Source organism: Pradoshia sp. Z4_20, from assembly GCF_058216035.1.
The window spans coordinates 590515-607002 of record NZ_JBZAJD010000002.1; the positions used below are offsets into that span (position 1 = coordinate 590515).

The window sequence follows — 16488 nt, forward strand, 5'->3', positions numbered from 1 at the left end:
CTATATTTCAAGGAAGTGGGGTCATTTATCCGTATTTATATTAATTCGTAACCAGCTCGGATTGTGGATACGCAGCATCATGCAATTCAGTTTCAAGCTCTTTAGTATACATTTCTGTTTGCTGTTCAGTCCAATGCAGTACTTTTTTCATATACGAAATCACTTGATCTTTGTATTCATGAACATGCTTAATATCAAATAGGACCATGCCAGTTCTGCGATTAAAGAAATCAAGCGGCGTATAAGCCAATTCATATTCAATTGCATAGCCCAATTTAGTCAATACTGGTAATGGCAGCCCTATTTCGCTCGCTTTTTCTTTGTTTTTTCGGGCTATTTCAAACAGAAGCGGAGCATTGGATCCATATGTTGAAATAATCTCTCTTGCTTCTGTATCTGACAACCCGGTTCCGATTGCTTTTTCTTTAGTTTTGCTTATATATGAACTAAATTTCGTTGAGCCTCCAACACGGCCGCCGGATATCGGCATTTTTTCAGTATAGCAGCTACCGAAATGTTTATATCCTTCATCTCTGAATTGTTTAGCTACTAAATCCAAAACGGTTTCAGCCATTTTACGATATCCTGTCAATTTTCCGCCTGCAATCGTAATTAACCCAGAATCAGATACCCATGTTTCATCTTTCCTGGATATCTCAGAAGCACCTTTCCCCTCCTGGCTGATTAATGGGCGCACTCCAGCCCAACTGGATTCCACATCCTCTTTAGTAACGTTTACTGAAGGGAACATATAGTTAATAGCATCCAATATATAATCTCTGTCTTGATCAGTCATTTTTGGATTGATTGGATCTTGACCATAGAATGTATCTGTTGTCCCAACATAGGCTTTCCCTTCACGCGGAATCGCGAATACCATTCTTCCATCAGGGGTATCAAAATAAACCGCTTGTTTCAAAGGGAAACGGGATTGGTCAATCACTATGTGTGCACCTTTAGTAAGCTGAAGCACTTTACCTTTTTTAGAATTGTCTTTTTCACGTATAAAGTCTACCCATGGACCCGTTGCATTTATAATCTTCCTAGCTTTAATTTGGAATGAATCCTCATCCAATATATCCTTAACATTTACGCCTACTATTTTTCCATTTTCATAGATTAAATCCTCGACCTTGGCATAATTCAGTAAGCTTGCTCCTTGTTCAAACGCTTCTTTCATGACTTCCATCGTCAGGCGGGCATCATCGGTTCTGTATTCAACATAGTAGCCCCCACCCTTTAAGCCATCTTTTCTAACCAATGGAGCTTTTTCAATTGTTTCATCTACTGTAAGCATAGTGCGGCGTTCTTCCTTTTTCACTCCAGCAAGAAAATCATACATCTGTAAGCCAATGGAAGTAGTAAATTTACCAAATGTACCGCCTTCATGGAAGGGTAATAACATCCATTCAGGTGTTGTAACATGAGGACCATTTTCGTAAACAATAGCCCTTTCTTTCCCAACCTCTGCAACTACTCCTACTTGCAATTGCTTTAGATAGCGCAATCCACCGTGAACCAGCTTGGTTGAACGGCTTGATGTACCGGCTGCAAAATCCTGCATTTCAACTAGACCCACCTTCATCCCTCTTGTAGCTGCATCTAAAGCAATCCCTGCTCCGGTAATTCCTCCACCAATGACAAGCACATCGAAATGTGTGTTTTGTAATTTATTTTTATATTCATGTCTATTTAAACTATTTAAACCCATCCTCTTGTTCCTCCTCTGTTGATAAGTGCTATTGAGATAATAAAAAGAGACCACAAAATACATTACCCTTATTTAAAGGAATGTACTCGCGGTCTCTTAAAATCTCTAACCTTATATTAACTTATTTTCATTATATCATTTTTTGAGAAAAACTCATACAAAATTGAATTATCATTTAAAGGTTCTGGTACTTGCAACCGCTCTTTCCCAACCATCAACCAATTCATTACGTTTCTCTTGTTCCATAGTCGGTTCATATGATTTATCAATGATCCATTGCGCAGCAATTTCATCCTGGCTTTCCCAGAATCCAACAGCCAGCCCAGCTAAATAAGCAGCTCCAAGGGCAGTCGTTTCATTAATTTTTGGTATTTCAACCGGCACGTTTAAGATATCACTCTGGAATTCCATTAAGAATGAATTCTTAACGGCCCCGCCATCGGCACGCAATGTTTTCAATTCAATTCCGGATTCCTCTTCCATTGCATCAATAACAGCTTTTGTTTGGTAAGCTAAAGATTCAACTGTTGCTCTGATAAAGTGATCCTTTGTAGTCCCTCTTGTCAGACCGAAGACCGCTCCTCTTGCATCACTATCCCAATATGGAGTACCAAGACCTACGAAGGCTGGAACGACATATACTCCATCTGTAGAGTCAACTGCTCGGCAATATGTCTCGCTATCAGCAGCATCCTTAAGCATCCTTAATCCATCTCGGAGCCATTGAACAGCAGAACCCGCTACAAAGATACTACCTTCCAATGCATATTCAACTTTACCATTTAATCCCCAAGCTAAAGTTGTCAATAATCCTTTTTCCGATTTAACCGGTTTTTCACCTGTATTCATGAGCATAAAGCAGCCTGTTCCATATGTGTTTTTTGCCATTCCTTTTTCAAAGCATGCCTGACCAAACAATGCTGCCTGTTGGTCACCAGCAATACCGGCAATTGGTATACTCTTACCAAAGAAGTGATAATCAATGGTTTGTGCATATACTTCAGACGACGGACGCACTTCTGGAAGCATGGATTTCGGAACATCTAATATCTCCAGCAATTCATCATCCCATTGCAGGTCATAAATATTGTACATCATTGTTCTTGAAGCATTGGAATAATCAGTTACGTGAGCTTTACCGCCGGATAGCTTCCAGATTAGCCATGTATCAATTGTCCCGAATAACAATTTCCCTTCATTGGCTAAATCACGTGCACCTTCTACATTATCGAGGATCCACTTAACTTTTGTCCCAGAAAAATAGGCATCTATTAATAAACCAGTTTTGGAATGAAAAAGATCATTGTGGCCAGCATTTTTCAATTCCTCGCATATATCTCTTGTCTGGCGGGATTGCCAAACTATCGCATTATAAATAGGTTGACCTGTTTCTTTATTCCAAACCACCGCTGTTTCACGCTGATTTGTAATTCCGATTCCTTCTATATCTGTTGCCTCAATACCTGATTCTGAAAGACAGCCCGCAATAACAGCAAGCACTGAACCCCAAATTTCATTTGCATTATGCTCCACCCAGCCCGGCTTTGGAAAGTACTGTGTAAATTCCTTTTGAGCACTATGTACAATTTCCCCTTTTTTATTGAATAAAATAGCTCTGGAACTAGTGGTCCCCTGATCAATTGATAAAATATATTTCTCCATTTTTTTCATCTCCCATCTACTAATTTTTATATTATAATCGATTTCTCTAAAGTTAGTAACTTATAACCTTGCTTTTGCTGGATCATTAGCTTGTCGTAGTGCTTGTTCTGAATCTTTATTAGTCATAAAATAAGCGATTACCAAGATAACTACAGTGCCAGCTAATACTGCCCAGAAAGCGCCTGTCAACGTATTATTGAAGACCGCTTTATGGAACAAAGCCCCCAAGGATCCGCCGAGAATAGGACCTACAACCGGAATCCAAGCATATCCCCAATTAGATGGGCCTTTCCCCGCTATCGGAAGAATCGCATGTGCAATACGCGGACCTAAGTCACGTGCCGGATTGATGGCGTAACCAGTTGTTCCCCCAAGAGCCATACCGATTCCTACGATTAAAAGACCGACTGCGAATGGATTTAGGCCTTCCGTAAAATCATTTGCTCCAATAAATTGCAGACCAAGCAATAAAATAAATGTTCCTATAATTTCACTAAGTAAATTTGAAAATGTATGAGGAATAGCCGGACCAGTTGCGAAAACCCCTAATTTTGTCCCTGGATCTTCAGTCGCCTTCCAATGTGGTAAGTATTGTAAATAAATAAGAGTTGCCCCAATCATTGCTCCAATCATTTGCGCCAAAATATATCCAGGTACATCTGCCCAAGCAAAATCTCCGCTAAACGCAAGACCAAATGTAACAGCAGGATTTAAATGAGCACCGCTAATGCCGCCGACTGCAAATACGCCTAATGTAACACCAAGCCCCCAAGCTATAGTGATAACAATCCACCCAGCATCCTTTGCATAAGATTTAGTTAAGTTGGCTCCAGCACACACTCCTGCTCCAAAAACAATCAAGATCATCGTGCCTACTAATTCACCCCAAAATGGTGTCATTCCTTCCATCTCCCTATCATATAATTTCAAAAAAAAATGAAGAAACAAGCACTAAAGTATTCCTACTTATTAAGGAATACTGCCACCTGTGTCTCCATGTCTTTCCACATACTTATTAACTTAAACACAGTGTAAAACTTTTTGTAAACGCTGTCAAATAAAAAGAAATAAATAGGGAATTCGACTCATTCCCCTGCAAAATACTGCCAAAGTTCTCGTTTAGACGAGGTTATCGAGACAGCACCAGCTTCAAGTGCTTCTTTCGCTTCCTCAACTGTTCGGATTAAACCACCCGCAAAGATCGGCAGCTGAATTTCCCCTGCAACTTCTTTAATCATATTAGGAAGTGCGCCCGGTAGTACTTCAATATAATCAGGCTGTGATTTTTTGACCATCTTATAGCTGCGTTCGAGCGCATGGCTATCAATCATAAAGATTCGCTGCACAGCTATTGCCTGATGTTTTTTTGCTTCTTGGATAACCGCTGATTTTGTGGATATGACACCAAATGGTTTAAACTCCTGACATAAATATTGAGTACCATATTCATCATTTTTTAATCCATTGATTAAATCCACGTGAAAAAACAGTTGTTTATCTGCCATTTTGGCCATTTGAGTAATATGTTTGATTTGCCCAAGATGAGTCTCTAAAATAACACCTGTTTTAAATCCTGATTGTAAAAACTTTTCAAAGTCCTTCATAGTTGAAGCTGCCGGTAATATTTTCTGATTCAATCTAATCTCTCCCATTCGGACCCCTTATTCATAAGTAAAAATCCCTTTCAATATAGAATACAATTAATCTATGCATTCTTCTACTAAAAGGGATTTATATAATTATATTTACCTTACTATTTCTGCATCTCCTGCTGATTCATTTTTTTTGAAAAAGGATGATCCAACGGACAGTCCAGCAAACAGGAGCAGGAACACAACTAGTATCGTTGCATTCGCAAACATCATACCGATGTCATCCAATGATACTAATGCTCGGAAGCCTGCAATCGAATAAGTCATCGGCAAGATATTGCTTAGAGTACGTAAATATTCAGGCAGCATATCAATTGGCAATGCAGATCCGGTAGTAGATAGCTGCATAATCAGAAGTGCCACGCCTATAAACAAACCAATGTTGCCGGCAAGCATAGTCAGGAAGAACACAATGGACATAAATGAGATACTCGCCAATACAGCAAACAAGATAAGCAACAGGCTATTCGCAAATCCTGAATTAACAAAGAATATGGTAAAGCCAGAAAGAAGGATGGCCTGACCAGCTACCAATAAAGCAAGCAAACCAAATCTTTTTGAATACCATGCGAAGCCTGAACTAGCTTCATCCATTGGTTTTCTAACCCCAACGACTAACATCATTAATAAAACACCGACAAATAATGCTAACGATAATACATATGGTGCATTTGCGTAACGATAATATGGATAACTATTAATTTTCGAATCTATCAGCTCAACCGGAGAGGAGAACATGCTAATCGTTTCATCGGTAGCATTTATACCTGCCGTTTTTTCAGCTCCGTCACCTAAACCGCTGGATAATTCAAGCGTACCGTCTTTAATTTGACCGACACCTTTATCAATTTCAGTAACTCCATCCTTCATTGTACCCCAGCCAGTATTAACCGTTGCATTACCATCAGCTACTTGCTTAGAACCGTCAAATAGCTGCTTAGATCCATCAACAGCTGTTTTCCAGCCTGCATTCACTGTGGCATTACCACCAGCCACTTCAGCAGCACCATTCTTCAACGTGTTTAAAGATGTTGACAACGTACCCCATGCACTATTAACAGTTGCTGTTCCGTCTGCCACTTGCTTAGAACCATCATAAAGCTGTTTAGAACCGGTGACTGCAGTTTTCCAGCCTTCGTTAACGGATTGGTTACCGGCTGCGACTGTGGTAAGGCCAGCGTTTAATGCATTAGCACCATCAACAGCTGTATTCCAACCATCACTAACGGATTGATTTCCAGCGGCGACTGTTGTTAAGCCACCCTTAATGTCACCAACTCCATTAGTAATTAATCCCCAATTTGTATTCACTGAAGAAGTACCATTCTCTATATCTTTTGCTCCTGCTGCTAAACGATCTGCGCCATCAACAATCTTATTTTGACCTGGGATAATTTCTTCTTTGAAAACAGTTGTTAACCTTTCTACTCCAGGCTTCAATTGTCCTGAAATCCCCTTAGATAGAGTATCTGCTCCTTCTCGTAGACCTTCTTTTTGTGTAATCCCCTGACTCAGTGCTTTTATCCCACCTGTTAATTCTTGGGCACCCGCTAATAACGCTTTAAAACCTTCGTCATCTTTTATTCCTGGATAGATTATTGCTATCTTATCACCTAATTCTTTTATTCCATCTGCCACTTCTTGTGAACCATCTGCAAGATTATTCGTGTGCCCTACGACTGTATCAATACCACCTACTAACGATTTGCTACCTTCTTCTAATCTAGGCATACTTCCATTTAGTTGACTTACACCTTTTTGAGCTTCTTCCAATCCGTTCAGCATATTAGAAGTTCCAGTTTTTAAATCATCAGCACCAGCAGCTAATTCTTTACCCCCAACTGCAAGGTCATTAATTTTTCCTTTATTACCATCCAGCTGAGAATATAAAGCTGCTGAGCCATCTTTTAAATCATTTGCACCCTTTGCAAGTCTTTCAATATCCTCAGATTTACCACTCATTGTATTATATAATATCCCAGATCCATCTTTGAGATCTTTCGTTCCTTTAGCCAATGCTGCGATATCTTCTGATTTCCCACTCAATGTTCCAGATAAAGTCCCCAACCCATCCTCAACCTGCTTCGACCCACTTGCAAGTGTATTGATATCACCGATCTTACCACTTACGGTTGAATGCATAAGGCTCGACCCATCACTGACCTGAGCTGCTCCATTTGCCAACCTCGCGATATCAGCTGATTTTCCAGCCATTGTTCCATTTAATTGACCGAGCCCCTGTTCCACTTGCTTTGAACCGTCTGCCAGTTTTTGAATATCGCCTGTTTTTGTTGTTAGTGAATCTAGTAGGGTTCCAGTACCCTCCTTCAGTTTAACAGAGCCTTCATGGAGCTTTGTTGAACCATCCGCACCGGATTTAAATCCTTCTGCTACATCACCAAGCTGGGCAAAAACTGTACTGGTATAGGTAGCGGTGATTGTATCAGCAAGCTGCTCTTTAATTGTTCCTATAGCTGTTTTCGTTGCTGTTGCAGCTATAAAATGCAGCCCTTCATTCTGCGTATACTTTAGTTCCGGTTTTTCCGGATTTTCATCCATTACGGTTGCTACCTTTTGGGAAAAGTCTTCAGGAATCTCAATTACCATATAATATTCATTATCATTAAGTCCGCGATATGCTTGTTCCTTACTGACAAATCTCCATCCCAGGTCATTCCCGTCTTTCAGTTTCGCTACCAAATCTCTACCAACATTAACTTCCTTACCGTCTGTTACAGTACCTGAATCATTATTCACAACTGCGACCGGCAAGTTTGAAAGATTATCATATGGTCCCCAACTTGGCGTTAGCATAATCAATCCATAAACTAACGGTACCAGTAATACAGCAATTAATGAGATCCAAAAACCTCTCCTGCGACCGAGTTCTGACATCCGATTCCCATTACCTAAAGCGTTCATTCATTACCCCCACTTGTCTGATTTATCTATATTAAGGTGGTTATGAAAGCGCAACCACTCGTATACTGGTTATATATTCTGAATATTTAGTGAAAGTCCTTCTAGTAATTTAACAAATTTGTAATTTAATTAGATATTTTGTACCTTTTTTTAATTTTTAATAAGAAAATCTTATGACTTAATTAAAGAAAAACTTATCTTTTATAGTCTTTTAGACCTTTTCTATTACCAAAAGAACCCATAAAAAAACCTCCCTACTTGAAGTGGGAAGTTCTGTACGCTATTATTTTGGTCTTTCCAGAATAAATTGTTCACCAATCTTCATAAAATTTTGGCCAGCAAGCCGGGAAACAGGCTTGAGTAATTCTGTACTGATTGTACCATCCTTGTAGATGGCTTCATCTATATGATAAAAAACAATATTACCGATTAGTAGATCACAACCTGCATCTTCTGCGGTATGGCCTCCAAGCGGTATTACTTTATGTACGGTACATTCCATCCGAATCTTCGCAGGGCTAAGCCCTGGGACTCGTACATGAACACTATCTACTGTTTGAAAGGGAGATCCTTCTAGTTCACTTTGGTCCGGAGGCAATTCAGCTGCTGTCCAATTCGCTCCCTTCACGTTTTCTTCATCTGTAATATGGAGGACAAATTCTCCCGAATCGATTGCATTTCTTGCTGTATCCTTTCTTTCGCCATTCCGTCGCTGGATTGATACAGCAATCAGCGGGGGATTTGAACTAACGATCGTAAAATAACTAAAAGGTGCAATATTCATAATTCCTTCGTTAGAAATGGTTGAGATAATGGCAATCGGTCTAGGAACGACTGCCCCTGTTAAAAAGGTATAATTCTCTCGCTCACTCATTTCAGTTGGATTTAGCGATATCATCTAATCATCTCCAATTTATTTAAATTGCTGAGAAAACCATAATCCTGCAGCCTCTACCTCTGATTGTGTCAGCTGGTGTCCATTTTGTTCCCAATAAACCTCTACTTTGGCTCCGGCAGCCTTCAGTATTTCACTCAGTTCTTTTGTTTCTTCCGGTGAACAAATTGGATCGTTTTTGCCGGCACCTATAAAGATTGGCAGACGTTCCATTTCTGGCAGCTTTATTCCTCTTAAAGGAACCATAGGATGATGCAAAATAGCTCCTTTTAATACATGTTGGTAGTGAAAAAGCATACTGGCAGCTATATTAGCTCCATTTGAATAACCGATTGCCAACACATTGTTTCGGTCAAACCCATACTTGACTGAGGCTTCGTTTAAATAATCGTTTAGTTCCTTTGTACGAAACTTTAAATCTTCAACATCAAAAATACCTTCAGCCAATCTTTTAAAGAACCTTGGCATTCCATTTTCCGAAACGTTGCCTCGTACACTTAAAATGGAGGACTCAGGTGAAATTAATTTAGCAATCGGCACTAAATCATGCTCTGTTCCACCTGTACCATGCAGCATAAAAAGTGTTGGAAGTTTCATATTTGTTCCCTTTATAAAATAGTCTCTCATGCATATTCCCCCAATTGATCGCTTGAAACGTTCCAATTTATCCCTCGAATTCTTGAGATTCTTACCTCACAGGATTTCAATTCTATTAAGATCACTTTAAATTTATCTTGAAACTAGTATATTATACAACTTTATTTATTACAAAATTGAGTAGCAAGAGTATTACCTCTATTAAAATAATCGATTAGCATAAAGGGTCATTATAGGGAATGACCCTTAACATTATTCAGATAACCACTCAATACAAAAAGGTCCCGATCAGTATGGAAAAGCTCTGATCAGGACTAATCATTGATACCGATAATATGGTTCCACATTGTTTCTTCTAACCTTTCTTTCCATCATGGTTTTGTCTTTTTTGGTACGAATCATTTAAACTATCTTATTAAGCAGTTAAACTATATGTTTGGAGTCTTTCGATAAAATAGGGACAATATTAAATACATACATGCTTTGAATTCTACTTTTCCAAACATCTCATTGCCATGCATAACTCTTTTTCATATATAGTGCCTTCAATCGGGATAATTTCAATTGATTTACCCGTATGCGGTGAATGAAGAAGTTTACCTTGTCCATAATAAATCCCGACATGATGAATTGCTCCTTTTCCATTATCATATGCAAAGAAAAGCAAGTCCCCCCTTTGTACCCCATTCAGCGCAATCGGCGTACCATATTGCGCCTGCTCACTTGCATCACGTGGAATACTATAGCCATTTGCCTTATAAATTGTATAGGTAAATCCTGAGCAATCATACCCATAACTGCTCAGTCCACCCCACAAATAGGGTAAGCCGACGAATTGCTCTCCAGAAGTGACAATGTCTATATCACTCCCTGGCTTCCCTCTCTCTTTACAGTTAAATAAAGCTATATCATCTCTGTGTAAATTTCCAATACCTAAGGGGGTGTCTACAAGTATCCGTCCATCTTTTTCACCAAGGTATGATAACTTCGTTTGATAGCTTAGCACTAGGGTATCTTGTGTTTTTTCCAGTGTAAGCAAAGCCTTCCGACTTGTAATCAAGGCAAAAGTGTCATTGGATGCAGGTTCATAATTCTCCAGCTGGCATAGAGGTACCCAGCCTGGATATCCTCTGGAATCTTTCTTTGAAGACTGCTCGATGGCAATGATATGGGCCCATCCATGTTTATATTCGAGCAGCAGGACCTGTTCACCAAATAATAATTGGGTCTGGATTCTATTGGATTCGCATAAATCAAGCCGCTCAGCCTCATTCATAAATAGAAGCCAATCCTCCAATCGGACCGGATGGCTAATGGCTGGACGATCAAGCTCTCTATAAGACTGATTTGTAGTCCAAACGGTCGCTACAGTTACATTAACGGTCATGATTTTGTGAGTAAATCCCACTTTTTGATCCTCCTCTCACTTGAGCTGAATATGCCTTATACCTAAGCCTTCTATTTCGGGTAAAGTAAATTTACTACCCTTATATTGTATGCCGCCTTCAATCAGGGAGCGGGATAACATGAGAGGGGCATCAAAATCATAGCGGGTAATATTACGTTTACTTGCAGCAAAGTGAGCAGCAGCTGTTAAACCTAAATGTGTTTCAATCATACTGCCCATCATGCATTCCATCCCTGCCGCCTCAGCTAATTGGTTAATGTACTGGGCGTAAAAAATCCCTCCAGTTTTCATCAATTTAATATTAATCATGTCTGCACTCCGTGTACGAATGACCTCTAAGGCTTGCCTTGGGGTAAATACACTTTCATCTGCCATAATAAATGTATTTACCTGATTAGTTACTTGTCTGAGCCCTTCCAAATCATCTGCCTTGACCGGTTGTTCCACCAATTCAATTTGTAAACCCATTTCCTCCATACGGCGGATTGCCTGAATCGCTTCCTTCGCAGTCCATCCTTGGTTAGCATCCAGACGTATCGTAATCTCATTCCCCACACACTTTCTAATTTCTTTCACTCTCGCAATATCCTCATTTATATTACCGAGACCTACTTTAACCTTTAAGGTTGTAAAACCGCTCTTTACATATTCCAATGCCTCCTCCCCCATTATGTGAGGGATATCCACACTTACCGTAAAGTCTGTTTCAAGCCGAGAGCTTCTGCCACCTAAATACTGATAAAGGGGCAGCTTACTATTTTGGGCCAGACAATCATAAATAGCCATATCAATTGCCGCTCTTCCGCTTGAATTTCTTGTCATAATAGCGGATAGGTCATGAAAAATCTCTTCGAAACACAAAATATCTTTTCCTATTAAACTGGGTTTAAAAAAGTCGTGAATAGCTGTTTCTATTGATTGTAATGTATCACCAGTAATAACAGCAGTTGCGGTTGCTTCTCCCCATCCAACCAAACCATTGTCACATTGAATTTTGACATAAACAGAGTCAGCTGTATTTACAATCCTTAATGCTGTTTTAAATGGTTTAATTAAAGGAACTTGTATACGATAGGTTTCGATATTACTAATTTTCATCTGCAATTCCGCTTTCAATGGTAAGTGTCTTCTCTGCAGTGCTGATTTTGGCTTTCACGCCAAGTGGTATTCCAATATGTGGATTGCAATGACCAATTTTAAATCCACCCATAGCTGGCTTATTAATCAGTTTTGTATAGTGAGTCAATACCTCATCAAGGGTGAGTGTCCGTCTGCTTTTTGGCTCGCAATCGGCAAAATCACCGATGACAAGACCGGCAATATCACTTAACTTTCCAGCCAACCATAAATGATTTAAGAAAATATCAATATTCCTAGGCTCTTCATAAATATCTTCTATTAAAAGGAGCTTTCCTTTCGTATCTATTTCGAAAGGAGTCCCCAAGGTCGTTGTGATCAAGCTTAGATTTCCTCCTACTAATTCACCCTCCGCTTCTCCCTCAATAAATGGGTGTAAAGGGGAGATATCCTCTTTATAATTCACTTCTTCTGATTGAAAAAGCTGTTTAAATGATTCCTTAGAGCGAGGATGTATATCATCATTTCCTAAATCAGATGCAAGCATAGGACCGTGAAAGGTAACCAAGCCAGTCTTTTGTCGAATTGCCGTATGTATAAATGTAATATCTGAATATCCCCAGAAAATCTTTGGGTTATTCCTAATGACTTCATAATTAATGGCATCCGCAATTCGCGCCGTCCCATATCCCCCACAAGCACAGATAATGGCTTTTACGTCTTCGTCCTTAAACATCGCTTCAAGATCTTCCACCCGTTCTGCGTCTTCGCCTGCAAGATAGCCATATTCCTTATAGATATGACTGCCCATTTTTACGGTAAGACCTAAATCCTGTTCCAGAAAAGACAGTGCTTTTTGAAGGGCCTCCTTCTTTGGAGGACTGGCAGGAGCAATGACGCCCACTGTATCTCCCTTTTTGATCCGTTTTGGTTTAAGTTGTTCTAACATCTTCTCACTCCCTGATTATGTAATAAAGGATTCTCTATTGAACATCCATAAATTAGCTGAGAACTATAGGTTCATTTCTTTATAGGAATCTTTAATATTAATAACTTCTTTGCGATTCCTACTTAATAAAGAGCCAACTAAAATAAATGTATGTAAAATAAATCAGTCCTATTCAGTTCTATAACTAAAAACATATCCACATGCCCTTACCTATTTTCTAAATTATCAATCAATTAATGCTATAAGAAATCTTAGAAAACCCATTTCTTCAAAAGAATACAAAAAGTACTTTTACTATCCCTTATTCATAATAACAATAACCCCCTTAATTTACATAAGTAAACAACGATTTAGAGGAACGATTTTTTAATATCAACAGGCAAAAAAATATCATAGGTAAGCCACTTGGAGATTGGATTTATGATTGGAGTTGCCGTGAACTGACATTCATTGGATCACTATAACAAGATCCTGAGGCTTATTTATTATTGACTGTTTAACGTAAAGTTTCTCGTTAGTTGATTTTGTATCGAAAAATATCGTATTGCTCCATTTAGCTTTACAGCATCTATGGTTACAATAGTTATAGGAGGTAGTTGTATGTACTCATTAAATTTTTCACATAACCTTGCTAAACTGCGCCGTAAAAAGAAACTCACCCAAAAGGAATTAGCGGATTTTATCGGTGTTACGAAGGCATCCGTATCTAAATGGGAAAATAAACAGAGCTTGCCGGACATCTTACTATTACCCCAGCTCGCATCTTTTCTAGATGTAAGTATAGATGAATTGCTGGGCTATGAAGCACAGTTGAGTCGGGAACAAATCCAAAAGCTATATGTGGAGCTTGCTTCTGACTATACAAGACTGCCCTTTAATGAAGTGATGAATAAATCACGAGAACTGGTTCGCCGCTATTATTCCTGTTATTCCTTTTTACTCCAGATCTGCATCCTTTGGCTGAACCATTTTCCTCTTGCAAAGGACCATGATGAGCAACAAAGAATTTTGCACGAAGCTGTAACACTTTGTGAGCATATAGAGGAAAATTGTAAAGTAATAGATATTTGTAATGATGCTATCACTGTGAAAGCTGTATTCAACCTCCAACTCGGTAAAGCTGAAGAAGTCATTGAAGCATTGGAGATGATAGCAGATCCAACTCGCATCTATCACCAAAGTGATTCAATTTTGGCACAGGCCTATCTGACCGTCGGGGATTTAGACAAAGCCAAAAGCTATACACAAATCAATATGTATCTACATGTGATATCGCTGATTACAACTGCGGTCCAATACCTAGCCATTCATATGGATGACCCTGCAGTATGTGAAAAAACGATTAAAAAAACAGAGGGATTGATTCGGCTATATGATTTAAACAACCTGCATCCCAATAGCGCAGCACAATTTTTCTATCAGGCAGCACTTGTCTATATCACACATGGAGAAAAAGAAAAGGCGCTGGGAATGCTAAATCAATATGTTCAGGTAGTTCGAGTGCTTTTTACCCATGAGCACGCGTTGCTCCACGGCGATGCTTATTTTGACAGGCTGGATGAATGGATTAGCAAACTTGACCTAGGAGCATCACCGCCACGAAATATGCGCCTTGTGGCAAAAAGTGTACTGGAGTCTTTTAAACATCCATTATTGACAGCACTTCAAGACGATCTAGAATTTAAGAGAATACAAAGAGAACTTACGGAAGGAGTGAAATATTATGAATGAAGTCAAAGAATTCTTACCCTTTATTATTCCTTTGGTTATTGCAGAATTTACATTGCTGGGTTTTACCATACATCATATTTTGACTCATAAGAACTATAAGCGCGGCAGTCGTACCATGTGGCTAGTTATAGTGATAATCGGCATGCAATTTATAGGACCTATTCTGTATTTTCTGCTTGGAAAAGAGGATGCATAATGAATATGTTAACTTTATCTCATGTAAAAAAGCGATTTGGAGATAAAACAGTATTAGAGGATGTCACTTTTTCTGTAGCGGAGCATACTGTTTTTGGTTTTGTGGGTCAGAATGGCGCTGGGAAAACTACGACTATGAAAATCATTCTTGGCTTACTGGAGGCAAACAGCGGGGAGATTACTGTTGGCGGAGAAAAGGTTCGCTACGGCGATACTCCCACAAATCGGCTTATTGGATATTTACCTGATGTACCTGAGTTTTATTCTTTTATGACTCCTAAGGAATATTTGCATTTTTGCGGTGAGCTCACAGGGATGTCATCTTCGAGTATCAAGGCTCGTACCAAGGAGCTTCTGGAGCTTGTGGGACTCTCCAATGAGAAACGGCGAATCAAAGGTTTTTCACGCGGCATGAAGCAACGGCTCGGAATTGCACAAGCGCTTTTCAACCGACCTAGACTGTTGATTTGCGATGAACCGACCTCCTCTCTCGATCCTGTTGGAAGAAGGGAAATTCTAGATATTCTTACCGCAGCAAAGGAACATACAACTATTCTCTTTTCCACGCATATTCTTTCCGATGTTGAGCGTATATGTGATGAGGTCGCATTCCTTCACGAAGGACAAATCGTATTGCAGGAATCAATGGAGAAGTTAAAAAGAGAACATGCAAGCATCGGGTATGAAATTGAGTTGGAGTATCCAGAAGATACGGCAAAACTGCTTTTAGCTTTTCCAAGCATCAAAAAAAGCAATGAAAATCATCTATTGCTGGAGCGAGCTGATCAGGTACAGACAGAAGCTGTCTTACGTTTTATCTTGGAGCATCATATTCCTTTCCGCCGTTTCGAAAAGCAGGAGCTATCGCTGGAATCTCTGTTTATGGAGGTCGTCAGTAAATGAAATCTTTTCTAGCTTTTTTCAAAAAAGAGTGGATGGAATGGAGTCGAACAGGACGAGTGCTCATTCTACTGCTAGTATTTGTACTTTTCGGGATTATGAATCCAGCTATAGCAAAGATAACTCCATGGATGATGGAGATGATGGCAGACTCTTTGGAGGGAACAGGCCTTGTCGTTACAGAGGTTACTGTAGATGCCTTGACCTCCTGGACACAATTTTATAAAAATATTCCAATAGCACTGATTATTTTTATACTGATGTGCAGTGGATCCTTTACTTCAGAATATCAAAAAGGAACACTCATCCCTGTTCTGACAAAGGGTCTCTCGCGCTGGAAATTCGTTATCGCAAAGAGCATGATGATATTTATATCGTGGACAGCTTGCTATTGGATTTGCTTTGGTATTACTTATGCTTATAATGCTTTTTATTGGGATAATAGCATCGCCGTGTACACTAGCTTTGCAGCAATGTGTTACTGGCTTTTCGGGCTTTGGGTGTTATCATTTATGGTGCTGTTTTCTACACTATCCTCTAGTAATACCACTGTTTTACTCGGAACTGGGGGTACTGTACTGGCGGTTTATCTCATCGGACTTTTCCCAAAGCTAGAATCTCTCACACCGATGAAGCTAACCGAAGCCATGAGTCTCCTGACAGGGCTCAAAGCACCGGGAGAGTATGTCACGCCGATTGCAATATCTGTCGGCATGGTCGGAATATGCCTAGCTGTTGCGGTTACGATTTTCAAAACAAAAAAGATATAAGATATGTTAAAACAGAAGC

General features: G+C 39.5%; 14 protein-coding genes. 4 read left to right on the plus strand and 10 right to left on the minus strand.

Going from position 1 to position 16488, the window contains the following annotated elements; all coding sequences use genetic code 11:
* Nucleotides 1-40 precede the first annotated feature (40 nt).
* The 10 genes from AC4BHP_RS08830 to AC4BHP_RS08875 all read right to left on the minus strand — a co-directional run bounded on the left by AC4BHP_RS08830 (nucleotide 41) and on the right by AC4BHP_RS08875 (nucleotide 12873).
* On the minus strand, nucleotides 41-1711 hold the full coding sequence (locus AC4BHP_RS08830) for a glycerol-3-phosphate dehydrogenase/oxidase (RefSeq protein WP_490551874.1): 1671 nt from the start codon (nucleotides 1709-1711) through the stop codon (nucleotides 41-43).
* A 171-nt stretch (nucleotides 1712-1882) separates the two neighbouring features.
* On the minus strand, nucleotides 1883-3373 hold the full coding sequence (glpK, locus tag AC4BHP_RS08835) for a glycerol kinase GlpK (RefSeq protein WP_139891340.1): 1491 nt from the start codon (nucleotides 3371-3373) through the stop codon (nucleotides 1883-1885).
* Nucleotides 3374-3433: 60 nt separating this feature from the next.
* On the minus strand, nucleotides 3434-4273 hold the full coding sequence (locus AC4BHP_RS08840; RefSeq protein WP_066101072.1) for an MIP/aquaporin family protein: 840 nt from the start codon (nucleotides 4271-4273) through the stop codon (nucleotides 3434-3436).
* 185 nt (nucleotides 4274-4458) lie between these two features.
* Nucleotides 4459-5010 (minus strand): glycerol-3-phosphate responsive antiterminator, encoded by a 552-nt coding sequence (locus AC4BHP_RS08845; RefSeq protein ID WP_066102330.1) that lies wholly within the window; start codon nucleotides 5008-5010, stop codon nucleotides 4459-4461.
* 108 nt (nucleotides 5011-5118) lie between these two features.
* Nucleotides 5119-7947: a YhgE/Pip family protein gene (locus AC4BHP_RS08850; protein ID WP_490551875.1), complete on the minus strand. Its 2829-nt coding sequence runs from the start codon at nucleotides 7945-7947 to the stop codon at nucleotides 5119-5121.
* A 283-nt stretch (nucleotides 7948-8230) separates the two neighbouring features.
* A complete protein-coding gene (locus tag AC4BHP_RS08855; RefSeq protein WP_490551876.1) occupies nucleotides 8231-8845 on the minus strand; it encodes a flavin reductase family protein in 615 nt (204 codons plus the stop codon).
* Between the two features lie 15 nt (nucleotides 8846-8860).
* Nucleotides 8861-9469 carry an alpha/beta hydrolase gene (locus tag AC4BHP_RS08860; RefSeq protein ID WP_139891342.1) on the minus strand — a complete coding sequence of 203 codons (609 nt, stop codon included), beginning with the start codon at nucleotides 9467-9469 and terminating at the stop codon, nucleotides 8861-8863.
* Between the two features lie 460 nt (nucleotides 9470-9929).
* Nucleotides 9930-10847: a C40 family peptidase gene (locus tag AC4BHP_RS08865; RefSeq protein ID WP_306821537.1), complete on the minus strand. Its 918-nt coding sequence runs from the start codon at nucleotides 10845-10847 to the stop codon at nucleotides 9930-9932.
* A gap of 15 nt (nucleotides 10848-10862) precedes the next feature.
* Nucleotides 10863-11945: a dipeptide epimerase gene (locus AC4BHP_RS08870; protein ID WP_490551877.1), complete on the minus strand. Its 1083-nt coding sequence runs from the start codon at nucleotides 11943-11945 to the stop codon at nucleotides 10863-10865.
* Entirely contained in the window at nucleotides 11935-12873 is a 939-nt protein-coding gene (locus tag AC4BHP_RS08875) for a S66 peptidase family protein (protein WP_139891343.1), read from the minus strand. The genes AC4BHP_RS08870 and AC4BHP_RS08875 overlap by 11 nt, the downstream gene beginning before the upstream one ends.
* 600 nt (nucleotides 12874-13473) lie before the next feature.
* Between AC4BHP_RS08875 and AC4BHP_RS08880 the strand changes: the two genes are divergently transcribed.
* Genes AC4BHP_RS08880 through AC4BHP_RS08895 form a run of 4 tightly spaced genes read left to right on the plus strand, consistent with a single transcriptional unit; the run spans nucleotide 13474 to nucleotide 16469 of the window.
* Nucleotides 13474-14604 carry a helix-turn-helix domain-containing protein gene (locus tag AC4BHP_RS08880; RefSeq protein ID WP_490551878.1) on the plus strand — a complete coding sequence of 377 codons (1131 nt, stop codon included), beginning with the start codon at nucleotides 13474-13476 and terminating at the stop codon, nucleotides 14602-14604.
* Nucleotides 14597-14800 (plus strand): PLDc N-terminal domain-containing protein, encoded by a 204-nt coding sequence (locus AC4BHP_RS08885; protein ID WP_148629518.1) that lies wholly within the window; start codon nucleotides 14597-14599, stop codon nucleotides 14798-14800. The genes AC4BHP_RS08880 and AC4BHP_RS08885 overlap by 8 nt, the downstream gene beginning before the upstream one ends.
* Complete coding sequence (locus tag AC4BHP_RS08890) at nucleotides 14800-15702, plus strand: ABC transporter ATP-binding protein (RefSeq protein ID WP_148629517.1); 903 nt, start codon at nucleotides 14800-14802, stop codon at nucleotides 15700-15702. Before AC4BHP_RS08885 ends, AC4BHP_RS08890 begins: the two co-directional genes overlap by 1 nt.
* A complete protein-coding gene (locus tag AC4BHP_RS08895; RefSeq protein ID WP_490551879.1) occupies nucleotides 15699-16469 on the plus strand; it encodes an ABC transporter permease in 771 nt (256 codons plus the stop codon). Before AC4BHP_RS08890 ends, AC4BHP_RS08895 begins: the two co-directional genes overlap by 4 nt.
* Nucleotides 16470-16488: the final 19 nt, after the last annotated feature.